This is a genomic window from Pseudomonas sp. R5-89-07 (genome assembly GCF_003851685.1).
Taxonomy (GTDB): Bacteria; Pseudomonadota; Gammaproteobacteria; order Pseudomonadales; family Pseudomonadaceae; genus Aquipseudomonas.
Genome location: NZ_CP027727.1, coordinates 1,039,205 through 1,052,782 on the forward strand (window position 1 = coordinate 1,039,205; position 13,578 = coordinate 1,052,782).

10 protein-coding genes are annotated in these 13,578 nt (G+C 59.9%); 2 read left to right on the forward strand and 8 right to left on the reverse strand.

All coding sequences use genetic code 11. From position 1 onward, the window contains the following. The 8 genes from C4J94_RS04655 to C4J94_RS04690 form a co-directional block, all read right to left on the reverse strand. Entirely contained in the window at positions 1-912 is a 912-nt protein-coding gene (locus C4J94_RS04655) for an ABC transporter permease subunit (protein ID WP_124385118.1), read from the reverse strand. A 10-nt stretch (positions 913-922) separates the two neighbouring features. Further along, on the reverse strand, positions 923-1,933 hold the full coding sequence (locus C4J94_RS04660) for an ABC transporter permease subunit (protein WP_124385119.1): 1,011 nt from the start codon (positions 1,931-1,933) through the stop codon (positions 923-925). Positions 1,934-2,008: 75 nt separating this feature from the next. After that, positions 2,009-3,607 carry an ABC transporter substrate-binding protein gene (locus C4J94_RS04665; protein ID WP_124385120.1) on the reverse strand — a complete coding sequence of 533 codons (1,599 nt, stop codon included), beginning with the start codon at positions 3,605-3,607 and terminating at the stop codon, positions 2,009-2,011. A gap of 80 nt (positions 3,608-3,687) precedes the next feature. Beyond that, positions 3,688-5,085, reverse strand: a complete 1,398-nt coding sequence (locus C4J94_RS04670; protein WP_124385121.1) for an OprD family outer membrane porin — start codon at positions 5,083-5,085, stop codon at positions 3,688-3,690. A 170-nt stretch (positions 5,086-5,255) separates the two neighbouring features. After that, entirely contained in the window at positions 5,256-6,860 is a 1,605-nt protein-coding gene (locus C4J94_RS04675) for an ABC transporter substrate-binding protein (protein WP_124385122.1), read from the reverse strand. Between the two features lie 305 nt (positions 6,861-7,165). Continuing rightward, a complete protein-coding gene (locus tag C4J94_RS04680; protein WP_124385123.1) occupies positions 7,166-8,794 on the reverse strand; it encodes an ABC transporter substrate-binding protein in 1,629 nt (542 codons plus the stop codon). Positions 8,795-9,052: 258 nt separating this feature from the next. Beyond that, positions 9,053-10,654 carry an ABC transporter substrate-binding protein gene (locus tag C4J94_RS04685; RefSeq protein WP_124385124.1) on the reverse strand — a complete coding sequence of 534 codons (1,602 nt, stop codon included), beginning with the start codon at positions 10,652-10,654 and terminating at the stop codon, positions 9,053-9,055. A 91-nt stretch (positions 10,655-10,745) separates the two neighbouring features. Further along, positions 10,746-11,462 carry an SIMPL domain-containing protein gene (locus tag C4J94_RS04690; RefSeq protein ID WP_124385125.1) on the reverse strand — a complete coding sequence of 239 codons (717 nt, stop codon included), beginning with the start codon at positions 11,460-11,462 and terminating at the stop codon, positions 10,746-10,748. Between the two features lie 204 nt (positions 11,463-11,666). Here C4J94_RS04690 and C4J94_RS04695 point away from each other — a divergent pair, with 204 nt between their 5' ends. Together C4J94_RS04695 and C4J94_RS04700 are read left to right on the forward strand one after the other, a co-directional pair. Beyond that, positions 11,667-12,929 carry an ATP-binding protein gene (locus C4J94_RS04695; RefSeq protein WP_124385126.1) on the forward strand — a complete coding sequence of 421 codons (1,263 nt, stop codon included), beginning with the start codon at positions 11,667-11,669 and terminating at the stop codon, positions 12,927-12,929. Next, complete coding sequence (locus C4J94_RS04700) at positions 12,922-13,482, forward strand: response regulator transcription factor (protein WP_003171731.1); 561 nt, start codon at positions 12,922-12,924, stop codon at positions 13,480-13,482. The genes C4J94_RS04695 and C4J94_RS04700 overlap by 8 nt, the downstream gene beginning before the upstream one ends. The last annotated feature ends 96 nt before the right edge of the window (positions 13,483-13,578 follow it).

Below are 13,578 nucleotides of genomic sequence, written 5' to 3' on the forward strand. Positions count from 1 at the left end.
TCAGGCGGCGTTCTTGAGTTTCGGGTCCAGCGCGTCGCGCAGGCCGTCACCCATCAAGTTGATTGCCAGCACGCTGAGCAAAATGGTCAGGCCAGGCAGGCTCACTACCCACCAGGCGCGTTCGATGTAGTCGCGGGCCGAAGCCAGCATGGTGCCCCACTCCGGGGTTGGCGGTTGTACGCCAAGGCCGAGGAAGCCCAGGGCCGCGGCATCGAGAATCGCCGACGAAAAGCTCAAGGTCGCTTGGACGATCAGCGGCGCCATGCAGTTGGGCAGCACGGTGATGAACATCAGGCGCGGCAGGCCGGCACCGGCGAGGCGCGCAGCGGTCACGTAGTCGCGGTTCAGTTCGCCCATCACCGCGGCGCGGGTCAGGCGCACGTAGGACGGCAGCGACACGATGGCGATGGCGATCACGGTGTTGATCAGGCCAGGGCCTAGGATCGCGACAATGGCTACAGCCAGCAGCAGCGACGGCAACGCCAGCATGATGTCCATCAAGCGCATGATGGTCGGGCCAAGCAAGCGCGGAAAGAACCCGGCGAACAGGCCCAGCAGGATGCCCGGGATCAGCGACATCACCACCGACGACAAACCGATCAGCAGCGACAGGCGCGAGCCCTGGATCAGGCGCGAGAGCAAATCACGGCCCAGTTCGTCGGTGCCCAGCAGGAACTGGATCTGCCCGCCTTCCAGCCAGGCCGGAGGGGTCAGCAGGAAGTCGCGGTACTGCTCGCTGGGGTTATGCGGGGTCACCCACGGGGCGAAGATCGCGCAGAACACGATCACCAGCATGAACAGCAGGCCGGCAACCGCGCCTTTGTTCTTGGAGAAGGCTTGCCAGAATTCTTTGTACGGAGACGGGTACAGCAGGCTTTGATCGACTGCTGACACTGGAGTAGGTGTGGTCATGGTCATGATCTCAGCGCTGGTGACGGATGCGTGGGTTGGCGAAGCCGTAGAGGACGTCCACGACGAAGTTCACCAGGATCACCAGGCAGGCGATCAACAGAATGCCGTTCTGCACCACCGGGTAGTCCCGCGCGCCAATGGCTTCGATCAGCCATTTGCCGATGCCGGGCCACGAGAAGATGGTTTCGGTCAGTACCGCACCGGCCAGCAGGGTGCCGACTTGCAGGCCGACCACGGTGAGCACCGGAATCAGCGCGTTGCGCAGGCCGTGTACGAAGACCACGCGTGCTGGCGACAGGCCCTTGGCCTTGGCGGTACGGATGTAGTCTTCACGCAATACTTCGAGCATCGAGGAGCGGGTCATCCGCGCAATCACCGCCAGCGGGATGGTGCCGAGCACGATGGCCGGCAGGATCAGGTGGTGCAGGGCGTCCCAGAACGCGTCCGGCTCGTCGGCCAGCAGCGTGTCGATGAGCATGAAGCCGGTGCGCGGCTCGATGTCATAGAGCAGGTCGATACGCCCGGAGACCGGGGTCCAGCCCAGGCTCACCGAGAAGAACATGATCAGGATCAGGCCCCACCAGAAGATCGGCATCGAATACCCCGCCAGGGAAATGCCCATCACCCCATGGTCGAACAGGGACCCTCGCTTCAAGGCCGCGATCACCCCGGCCAGCAGGCCCAGGATACCGGCGAACAACAAGGCGGCCATGGACAGTTCCAGGGTCGCCGGGAAGAGTGCGGTGAACTCGGTCCACACGCTGGTGCGGGTACGCAGCGATTCGCCAAGGTCGCCCTGGGCGAGCTTGCCGACGTAATCCAGGTATTGCGCATACAGCGGCTTGTTAAGGCCAAGGCGCTCCATTGCCTGTGCGTGCATCTCGGGGTCGACGCGGCGTTCGCCCATCATGACTTCTACGGGGTCGCCTGGAATCATGCGAATCAACGCAAACGTCAGCAACGTGATGCCGAAGAACGTGGGGATCAATAACCCCAGTCGGCGGGCAATAAAACTAAACATCTTGGTGTATACCTCAATCAGCCGGTTAGGCAGGTTCGGCGCCGTCAGGGTCGACGGCGCCGAGCGTTTTTCTTATTACTTCACCTGGGTGGTGGCGAAGTTATTGGTCCCCAGAGGGCTTTGGGTGAAGCCTTCTACGTTCTTGCGCATGGCGGTGAACAGTTTCGGATAAGCCATGGGCAGCCATGGTTGGTCCTTATCGAAAACATCCTGTGCTTGTTCATAGAGTGCAGCGCGCTCGGCCGGTTCAGCGATGGCGCGCGCTTTGTCGATCAAGTCTTGAAACTCCTTGTTACACCAGCGCGCGTAGTTTTCGCCGTTTTTCGCTGCATCGCAACTCAGGTTTGGCGTAAGGAAGTTGTCAGGGTCGCCGTTATCACCGACCCAGCCCGCCGAAACCATGTCGTGCTCGCCGTTTTTGGCGCGCTTGAGCATTTCGCCCCATTCCATGACTCTGATGTTGACCTTCAGGCCAATCTGCGCCAGATCCGCCTGCATGCGCTGGGCGCCGAGCATTGGATTGGGGTTGGTCGGGCCGCCGCCGTTACGGGTGAACAGGGTGAACTCGGTGCCTTCCGGTACGCCGGCTTCCTTGAGCAGGGCGCGGGCCTTGTCCAGGTCGCGGGGTGGGTTCTTCAGCTTGTCGCTGAAGCCCAGCAAGGTCGGCGGATACGGGCCGGTACCCACCACGGCGTTGCCTTTGCCGAACAGGGCTTCGGTATAGCCGGCCTTGTCGAACGCGATGTTGATGGCGTGACGCACCCGCGCATCGCTCATGTATTTGTGGGTTGTGTTCAGCGCGGTGTAACTGGTGGTCATCGCCGCCAGTTCATCGACTTTCAGGTTGGGGTCTTTCTTGATGCTGGGGATGTCATCCGGCTTGGGGAACAGCGCGATCTGACATTCATTGGCCTTGAGCTTCTGCAGGCGCACGTTGTTGTCGGTGCTGATCGCCAGGATCAGCGGGTCGACTGCCGGTTTGCCGCGGAAGTAGTCGGGGTTGGCCTTGAAGCGCGCCTGGGCGTCTTTCTGATAACGGGTGAAGATGAACGGGCCAGTGCCGATAGGCTTGGCGTTCAGATCCTCGGTCTTGCCGGATTTGAGCAACTGGTCGGCGTATTCCTTCGAATGGATTGAAGAGAATGCCATGCCCAGGTCGGCCAGGAACGGTGCTTCAGGACGGGTCAGGGTAAAGACAACGGTGTAATCGTCGGTCTTCTCTACGCTCTTGAGCAGTTCCTTGAAGCCCATGCTTTCGAAGTACGGATAGCCCACGAGGGACTTTTTATGCCAAGGATGATTCGGGTCCAGCTGGCGCTGGAAGCTCCAAAGCACGTCGTCGGCATTCATGTTGCGCGTGGGTTTGAAATAGTCGGTGGTGTGGAACTTGATGTCTTCACGCAGGTGGAACGTGTAGGTCAGGCCATCGGCGCTGATTTGCGGCAGGTCCTTGGCCAGGGCCGGGACCACTTCGGTGGTGCCGGGCTTGAAGTCCACCAGGCGGTTGAACATGGTCTCCGCAGCGGCGTCAGCGGTCACGGCGGTGGTGTACAGGACCGGGTCAAAACCCTCCGGGCTGGCTTCGGTGCAGACCACCAGCGGTTTGGCCGAAACGCCGATCGCCACGCTCAGCAGCGCGGCGGCCATGGCAGCTTGTAACGGGAGCATTTTCATTCAGAGCCCTCTGCAATCGATGGAGCCAGAAACGCGTAGACGGCGGGCTCGTCCTGAGCCCGCCGCCTGCCTGGCGCTAATTAAAGAATGTTGAACGGGATGGTGGTCACCAGACGGAACTCTTTGATGTTGCCGTCAGCCTGTTCGGAACTGGCACGGTGAGTGACGTAGGTTGCACGAATAGTCGTGGCCTTGAGCGGGCCGCTCTGGATCGCGTAGGACGAACCCACGCCGTATTCCTGGTGCTTCTCGCCGTCCATCAGGCGCAGGTCGCTGCGGCTCTCACCGGCGGTACCGTAGGCGGTACCGTTGTAGTGAGTACCGTCGATGCCCCAGCCGCGTGCCGAGTAGACGTTGAACTTCAGGCCTGGCACGCCGTATTCGGCCATGTTGATACCGTAGGCGATCTGGAAGGACTTCTCGTTCGGGCTGTTGAAGTCCGAGGTCAGGGAGTTGGCCAGGTAGATACCGTTGGTTTCGTGCAGGTAGTCGAAGTACTCGTCACCGTTCACTTCTTGGTACGAGAAGGTCAGGCTGTGGGCCTGGTGGGTCAGCCCGAGGGACAACGAGTAAGTATCGTTGTCGATGTTGCCCATCTTCTTGCTGCCGGTGTCGGTAGTCTTGTAGTAGTTCAGGCCGGTGGTCAGTGCCAGGGTCTGTGCATCACCCAGTTCATGGGTAGCACCGAAGTAGTACTGGTTCCAGAAATCTTCGACGTTCGCGGCGAATACGCTGGTTTTCAGGCTCTTGAATGGCTGGTAGTTGAAGCCCAGGGTCTTGACCTTGTCGGTTTCCTGGCCATTGCCGTATTCGGAGCGGAATTTCGACAGACTCTGTTCGGTACGTGGCGAAACGCGATCGAAGATACCGCCCTGGAACGACAGGTTGCTGAACTCTTCGCTGTTGAAGCTCACACCTTCAAAGCTCGACGGCAGGGCACGGTTGCCGATGGTGTCGACGATACCGGTACTGAAGTTCTGGCGACCGGCGGTCAAGGTGGTGTTCGAGACACGGAACTTGACGTTGGCCAGGCCCAGTTTGCTCCATTGGCCTACCGCGTCACCGCCGGAGTCAGCGAGGGTGCGGTTGGAACCACCGGCAATGTCCTTGCGGTCGCGGTCAAGGGCGATGAAGTTGTAAGCAGCGACTTCAGTGCTGACGCCAACGGTGCCTTGGGTGAAGCCCGAGGTGTAGTTGAGGATGGTGCCCTGAGCCCAGTTGATACGACGGGAGATCGGAGTCTTCACGCCGTCTTTGCGGTAGCTGAAGCGGTCGTTGCGGAACTTCATTTCGTTCGCGTACCAGTTACGGGTAGTACCGCCCAGGCTTTGACCGTCGATAAAGCCCTTGGCCTCGCTTTGGGCGCTGGTGCCGGCCAATGTGGTAGGAACGAAATCCTGGCTGGCGGATTCAGCGAAGGCGGTTGCCGTGATGCTGCTGATGGCCAAGGCCAGAAGCGCTTTGCTGCTCAGTTTCATGGGTGAAGCTCCTTTGGTTCTCTTTTTTATGCCGGTCTTTTTAGGTGAACCGGCTATTGGGTGTGTAACGCGTTCAAGCTGTTGCAAACGTTTGGCGTAGGAAAAATCCCAACAAAAGCATGCACGTTTGCCGAAGGGCCAGCTTGGCCCCCCGCAATCCGGTTATTTTCTTATGGGGTGATACTGACGCCCGAGAACACGTTGCGGCCGAAGGGGCTCACCTTGAAGCCTTCGACTTTGGCGCTTAACGGCTGGTTGACCGTCGAGTGGGCGACTGGCGTGATCGGCACCTGCTGCTTGAGCAGTTGCTGCGCCTGTTTGTACAGAACAGTCCTTTGTTCACGGTCGGTCACGACCTTGGCTTGCTTGATCAGCTTGTCGTACGCCGGGTCACACCACATGGAGTAGTTGTTCCCGCCGATGGCGTCGCAGCTGTAGAGGGTGCCCAGCCAGTTGTCCGGGTCACCGTTGTCGCCGGTCCAGCCGATCAGGCTGATATCGTGCTCACCGTTCTTGGTGCGCTTGATGTACTCGCCCCATTCGTAGCTGACGATCTTCACTTTCAGGCCGATCTTGGCCCAGTCGTTCTGCAGCATTTCGGCCATCAGCTTGGCGTTGGGGTTGTACGGACGTTGTACCGGCATCGCCCACAAGGTGATCTCGGTGCCTTCCTTCACGCCGGCGGCCTTGAGCAGCTCCTTGGCTTTTTCCGGGTTGTAGGCGGCGTCCTTGATGCTGTCGTCGTAGGACCACTGGGTCGGCGGCATGGCGTTGACCGCCAGTTGCCCGGCGCCCTGGTACACCGCGTTGAGAATGCTCTGCTTGTTCACCGCCATGTCCAGCGCCTGGCGCACTTCGAGCTGATCGAAGGGTTTGTGGCGCACGTTGTAGGCGATGTAGCCGAGGTTGAAGCCGGGCTTGGTCAGCAGTTGCAGGTTTGGATCGGCCTTGAGCGCGTCGACATCGGCGGGGCGCGGGTGCAGGGTGACCTGGCACTCGCCGGCCTTGAGCTTCTGCACGCGCACCGAAGCGTCGGTATTGATGGCGAAGATCAACTGGTCAAGCTTGACCTTGCTCGGGTCCCAATACTGTTTGTTTGCCACGTAACGGATCTGCGAGTCTTTCTGATAGCGCTGGAACACAAACGGGCCAGTGCCGATTGGCTTCTGGTTGATATCGCTGGGTTTGCCTTCCTTGAGCAACTGCTCGGCATATTCGGCCGAGAGGATCGCGGCGAAGCTCATGGCGATGTTTTGCACGAACGCGGCGTCGACCGTGTTCAAGGTCATCACCACGGTGTGCGGGTCGGTTTTCTCGACCTTGGCAATGTTCTTGTTCAGGCTCATGCCGTTGAAGTACGGGAACTCGGTGGGGTAGGCCTTGCGAAACGGATGCTCGGGGTCAAGCATGCGGTTGAAGGTGAACAGCACGTCGTCGGCGTTGAAGTCGCGCGTCGGCTTGAACTCCTTGCTGCTGTGGAACTTCACCCCTTCGCGCAGGTGGAAGGTGTAAGTCAGCCCGTCTTCGGAAATATCCCACTTGGTTGCCAGCCCAGGCACCACATCAGTTGCACCTTTTTCGAACTCGACCAGGCGGTTGTACAACGGCTCCGCGGCATCGTTGTCGGTGGCGGTGGTGTATTGCGCGGTGTCAAAGCCTGCCGGGCTGCCCTCGGAGCAGAACACCAGGCTCTTCTTGTCGGCGGCCTGAGCGGTCGTAGCCATAGCCAGCAGGCTGGTGGCAAACATTGCGGATAGAACGATGGTATGGCGCATGACGATTCCGATCCTTGTCTGTAGTTATCAACAGCGAGCAATCCCTCAGGCCTGTAGCCAGGGGGACATCACTGGTCCCACACGCGGTAAGTGCCTTTCCCAAGTTGGTGCCTCTGCAGTCCTACGACGTTATGGGTCGCGGACTTCGCAGTAAATGCGCCAAATCGGACTGACCCTGTAGGCAACGGAGGCACGAAGCGCAGTTCATTGCTGTAGGACGGCAACGGTTGCGAATGTGGTCTGTTTCCTACGGGCCTGGCAGATGTAATAACGGCGGCGTTATGAAACGCCGCCGCTATCGATCCTTACTTGCCGCTTACGCTGACGCCGTAGAAGGAGTTCAAGCCAAACGGGCTGATCTTGAAGTCCTGCACGGTGTTGCGCATGGGTTGATACACCGTCGAGTGCGCGATAGGTGTGTAAGGCAGTTCATGTTTAAGCAGTTGTTGCGCCTGTTTGTACAGTTCGGTGCGCTTGGCAACGTCAGTGGTCGCCTTGGCCTGGCTGATCAAGGCGTCGTAATCCTTGTTGACGAATTTGGAGAAGTTGTTGCCGTTCAATGCCGGGGACGAAAAGAGCGTGCCCAGCCAGTTGTCCGGGTCACCATTGTCACCGCTCCAGCCAATGATCATGGCCTGGTTCTCGCCACCTTTGGAACGCTTGATGTACTCGCCCCACTCGTAGCTGACGATGTTGACCTTCAGGCCGATCTGTTTCCAGTCGCTCTGCAGCATCTCGGCCATCAGCTTGGCGTTCGGGTTGTACGGACGCTGGACTGGCATGGCCCACAGGGTGATCTCGGTGCCTTCCTTGATGCCGGCTTCCTTGAGCAGTTCCCTGGCTTTTGCAGGGTCGTACTTGGCATCCTTGATGGTGGTGTCGTACGACCATTGGGTTGGCGGCATGGCGTTGACGGCCAGTTGGCCTGCGCCTTGGTAAACGGAGTCGATGATCTGTTGCTTGTTGACCGACATGTCCAGCGCCTGGCGAACCCGCAGGTCAGCCAATGGGTTCGGCGTGGTCTGGCCCTTGAGCACAGGCATCACGTTGTAGGCGATGTAACCCAGGTTGAAACCGGCCTGGTGCGGCATCTTCATGTCCTTGTCCGCTTCCAGTGGCTTGATGTCCGCCGGGCGAGGATAGGCTGTGATCTGGCACTCGTTCTTCTTCAGTTTCTGGATGCGGACCGAAGGGTCCGTGGAGATCGCGAAGATCAGGTTGTCGATCTTGACGTCTTCAGGCTTCCAGTATTCCTTGTTGCCGGTGAAGCGAATGTTGGAGTCTTTCTGATAGCTCTTGAACACGAACGGGCCAGTGCCGATTGGCTTCTGGTTGATGTCGCTGGCTTTGCCTTCCTTCAACAGCTGGGCGGCGTATTCGGCCGACTGGATCGAGGCGAAGCTCATGGCCAGGTTCTGGATGAAGGCGGCGTCCACGGTGCCAAGGGTGAACTTGACGGTGTGGTCATCGACCTTTTCGATGTTCTTGATGTTCTTGTCCATCTCCATGTCCGAGAAATACGGGAACTCGGTGGGATAGGCTTTGCGGAACGGGTCGTCCTTGTTGATCATGCGGTTGAACGTGAAGAGCACGTCATCGGCATTGAACTCACGAGTCGGCTTGAAGTACGGGGTGGTGTGGAACTTGACGCCTTCGCGAAGGTGGAAGGTATACGTCAGGCCGTCCGGGGACACGTCCCAGCTGGTGGCGAGGCCAGGAACCACGGCGGTGCCGCCACGTTCGAACTGGCTCAGGCGGTTGAACATGGTTTCGGCCGAGGCATCGAAGTCTGTTCCGGTGGTGTACTGGCCTGGGTCAAAACCGGCCGGGCTCCCTTCGGAGCAGAACACCAGGTTAGCTGCCGCTTGGGCAAATGGGGCTGCGGCCATAAGGCCAGCGCTCACTAATATCGGAAGGACTGCGTGTTTAAGCATGTTGGCCTCATGATTTGTTGTCATTTTTGGTGGTGAGGGCGACCTCGTGAGTCGGCCTGCGGATACTTATGCAGGCGCCATACCCATTGCAAGATGTTGAGCGGCTGCGAGCGCCAAACAGTGGGACGAGCGTACAAGAATGTCGCATTTATGAAAGTTTGGACATAAATGCGTCAGTTTGGCGGGTTTTTTCGGTGCGCAGGCCGCACCGAAAAAGCCCAAACGAGGCGTCTAGCGCACTCGATTGGGGCGTTGTTGTTACTTATCTAGACTCACGCCGTAGAACGGTGTCAGCCCGAACGGGCTGATCTTGAAATCGCGAACTTCCTTGCGCAGGGGCTGGAAAACCGTCGAGTTCGCAATAGGCGTTATAGGTACTTGTTCCTTAAGGATTTGTTGAGCCTGTTGATACCACTTGATGCGCTGCTCGCGGTCGTTGCTGACCTTGGCCTGCTGCACCAGCTTGTCATAGGCCGGGTTACACCATTTGGCGTAATTGCTGCCCTTGACCGCGGCACAACTGTAGAGCACGCCAAGCCAGTTATCCGGGTCGCCGTTGTCGCCGGTCCAGCCGTAGATCATCGCGTCATGTTCGCCATTTTTGGCGCGCTTGATGTATTCGCCCCACTCATAGCTGACGATGTTGGCCTTGATACCGACCTTGGCCCAATCCTGCTGGATCATCTGCGCGGACATGCGCGCGTTGGGGTTGGAGGCGCGTTGTACGGTCATTGCCCACAAGTTGATGGTGGTACCTGGTGCAACCCCTGCTTCTTTTAGTAGCGCCCGGGCTTTGGTCGGGTCGTAGGGGGCGTCCTTGATGTTCGGGTCATAAGACCACTGCGCGGGAGGCAGGGCGTTCTGCGCCAATTGTCCGGCGCTCTGGTACACGGCCTTGATGATGGCCGGTTTGTCGATGGCCATGTCCAGGGCCTGGCGCACCTTGAGCTGGTCCAGCGGCGGGTGGGTGACGTTGTACGCCAGGAAACCCAGGTTGAAACCGGCCTGCTGCAGCACGCGCAGGTTTGGGTCCTGCTTCATCACTTCGATGTCGGACGGGCGGGGGTAGCCGCTGACCTGGCATTCACCCGCCTTGAGTTTCTGCAGGCGCGCAGCGGCATCAGGGGTGATGGCGAACACCAGGTTGTCGAGCTTCACGTCTTCGGGTTTCCAGTACTGCTTATTGGCGACGTAACGAATCTGCGAGTCTTTCTGGTAGCGCTTGAACACGAACGGGCCGGTGCCGACCGGTTTCTGGTTGATGTCCTCGGCCTTGCCTTGCTTCAGGAGCTGGTCGGCATATTCGGCCGATTGCACCGAAGCGAAACTCATTGCCAGGTTCTGCACGAACGAGGCGTCAACGTTGTTCAGGCTGAAGCGCACGGTGTGCTCGTCGAGCTTGTCGATGTGCTTGATCGTGGTGTTCAGGCCCATGTCGGTGAAGTAGGGCGATTCGGAAGGGTAGGCCTTGCGAAACGGACTCTCGGCATCCAACAGGCGGTTGAAGGTAAACAACACGTCGTCGGCGTTGAAATCGCGGGTCGGGGTGAAGTCATCGGTGGTGTGGAACTTCACGCCGTCGCGCAGGTGGAAGGTGTAGGTCAGACCGTCGTCGGACACCTCCCAGCGGGTGGCGAGGCCAGGCTCGACTTCGGTCCCGCCGCGCTTGAACTGAGTGAGGCGGTTGAACACGGTTTCGGCTGAGGCGTCAAAATCGGTGCCGCTGGTGTACTGGCTCGGGTCGAAGCCGGCGGGGCTGGCTTCGGAGCAGTAGACCAGGGTGGTGGCGGCTTGGGCCATCGGTAGGAAGGCCAGCAGGCCGGCGGCGAGGAGCAGTGGTTTGAAGGCGATTCTTTCCATGGAGACCCCTGAAGTGGCAACCCTATAAAAGCTGCGCAAACGAAAACGGCGGTCACCGAGGTTACCGCCGTTCAGGAGTGTCAGGTAGGGGTCACTGCATTTGCACTTCAATCACGCCGTCTGCGCTCATGTTGACTTTGCTGGTGCCGGCTTCCACTTCAGGTGTGGGCGCTGAGTCGGCCATCGCCGCTTTCATCATCATCGTGTTGCCGCGCTCGTAGGGCATCGGGTAGCCGTTGGTGTTGAAGTTCAGGTTGACGATCTTGTAACCCTTGCCGCCCAGCGCATCGGTAGCCAGTTGCGCGCGGGCCTTGAACGCGGCAACCGCGTCCTTGAGCATTGCGTCTTCGCTGGCCTTGCGCGTGCTGTCGGCGATGGCGAAGTTCATGTTGTCCATTTTCAGCGAGTTCAGCAGCTCGCCGGTGAGTTTGGACAGCGCCGGGAAGTCCGCGCTTTCCAGGCGCAGTTCGGCGCGTTCACGCCAGCCGGTGATTTTCTGGTTCTTGCTGTCGTAGATCGGGTAGCTGTTGCGGCTGCCCTGGCTCAGGGTCACGGCCTTGACTTCGCGCGCCTGGCCCAGCGCCGTGTTCATGGTATTGGTGATCTCGGCGGCAAGCTTGGCCGGGTCCGCGTTTTGCGATTCGGTGTAGAGGGTGACGATCATCTTGTCGCGCGCCACTTCCTGGCTGACTTCGGCGCGCAGGGAGATCTGGTTGTAATGCAGTTCGTCGGCGGCCATGGCCGGCAGGCTGGCCAGGGCGCTGGCGCCAAGGGTGAGAACAGCGGCACTGCGAGTGAAACGAGACATGAAAGCTCCTTGAGGTTGTCGTGTTCGGTATGACTGTAGACGGTGGCATCGGGTTCTTCGGGTTTACACATTCCCTACAAGATGTAGCAGCGGCGACGAACGGTCATCTGCTCGCCTGCGTCAAAGAGCCACACGCGCCGTGCCAGCCGGTCTGCTTCGTTTATACTCGTGCCGATCCGCCTGCAGCGCTCATCGGGAGAGCTCATGCTCGCCGCCGTAAAACTGACTTCCGCCACTCGCCAGAACCTCTGGCGCCTGACGTTCATTCGCACCCTGGTACTGGCCGCACAGGCCGGTTCTGTCGGGCTCGCCTATTGGTTCGACCTGCTGCCGCTGCCCTGGCTGCAACTGGCCGTGACCCTCGGCTTCTCCACCGTGCTTTGTGCGTTCACCGCCATCCGGTTGCGCACCACGTGGCCGGTCACCGAGCTGGAATATGCCCTGCAATTGGCGTGCGACCTGTTTATCCACAGTGTGTTGCTGTATTTCTCCGGTGGTTCCACCAACCCGTTCGTTTCTTATTACCTGGTGCCACTGACCATTGCCGCCGTGACCCTGCCGTGGCGCTATTCGGTGGTGCTGTCGGGCATCGCGCTGACGCTGTACACCCTGCTGCTGGCGCAGTTCTATCCGTTGCAGACGTTTCCCATCGCCCGCGAAAACCTGCAGATCTACGGCATGTGGCTGAGCTTTGCGCTGTCTGCCGCCGTGATCACCTTTTTTGCCGCGCGCATGGCTGAAGAGCTGCGCCGCCAGGAAGAACTTCGTGCGATTCGCCGTGAAGAAGGCTTGCGCGACCAGCAGTTATTGGCCGTCGCCACCCAGGCCGCGGGTGCGGCACATGAGCTGGGCACGCCGCTGGCGACCATGAGCGTGCTGCTCAAGGAGATGACCCAGGACCACCACGACCCGGCGTTGCAGGATGACCTCAGCGTGCTGCAGGGACAGGTCAAACAGTGCAAATTGACCCTGCAGCAACTGGTACGCGCCGCCGAAGCCAATCGGCGTCTGGCCGTAGAGATGCAGGACGTCACCCAGTGGCTCGACGAAGCGCTGAACCGTTGGCACCTGATGCGCCCCGAAGCCAGTTACCGTTTCAGCCTGTTGGGCCAGGGCAGCGTGCCACGCATGGCGCCGCCGCCTGACCTCACCCAGGCCTTGCTCAACCTATTGAACAACGCCGCCGACGCCTGCCCTGAAGGTCTGGGTGTGCAGTTGGACTGGGACGCGGAAAACGTCACCATCAGCATTCGCGACCACGGCGCGGGCGTGCCGCTGGCCATTGCCGAGCAAATCGGCAAGCCGTTTTTTACCACCAAGGGCAAAGGCTTCGGCCTCGGCCTGTTTCTGAGCAAGGCCAGCGTGACCCGCGCCGGCGGCTCAGTGAAGCTCTATAGTCATGAGGAAGGTGGCACGCTTACCGAGCTGCGCCTGCCCCGTGTCGCACGAGGAGATATCGATGAGTGACGAGATCCAAGTCGAAGGCGAAGAACTGCCGCATTTATTGCTGGTAGATGATGACGCCACCTTTACCCGCGTGATGGCTCGCGCCATGAGCCGTCGCGGCTTTCGCGTCAGCACCGCAGGCTCGGCCGAAGAAGGCCTGACCATCGCCCAGGCCGACCTGCCGGACTACGCCGCGCTCGACCTGAAAATGGACGGCGACTCGGGCCTGGTGCTGCTGCCCAAGCTGCTCGAACTCGACCCGGAAATGCGCGTGGTGATCCTCACCGGCTATTCCAGCATCGCCACCGCCGTCGAAGCCATCAAGCGTGGCGCCTGCAATTACCTGTGCAAGCCGGCGGATGCCGATGACGTGCTTGCCGCGCTGCTCTCCGAGCACGCCGACCTCGACACCCTGGTGCCGGAAAACCCGATGTCGGTAGATCGCCTGCAGTGGGAGCACATCCAGCGCGTCCTGACGGAGCACGAAGGCAACATCTCCGCCACCGCCCGCGCCCTTGGCATGCACCGCCGCACGTTGCAGCGCAAACTGCAGAAGCGCCCGGTACGGCGCTGAACGAAGACTGAACAATCCGCTTCAGGCTGCACGGAGCCCTGAACCGATCGCCTATGATCGGTTCAAACGCCTGCCATAATTCCCTGACGAGCCTGA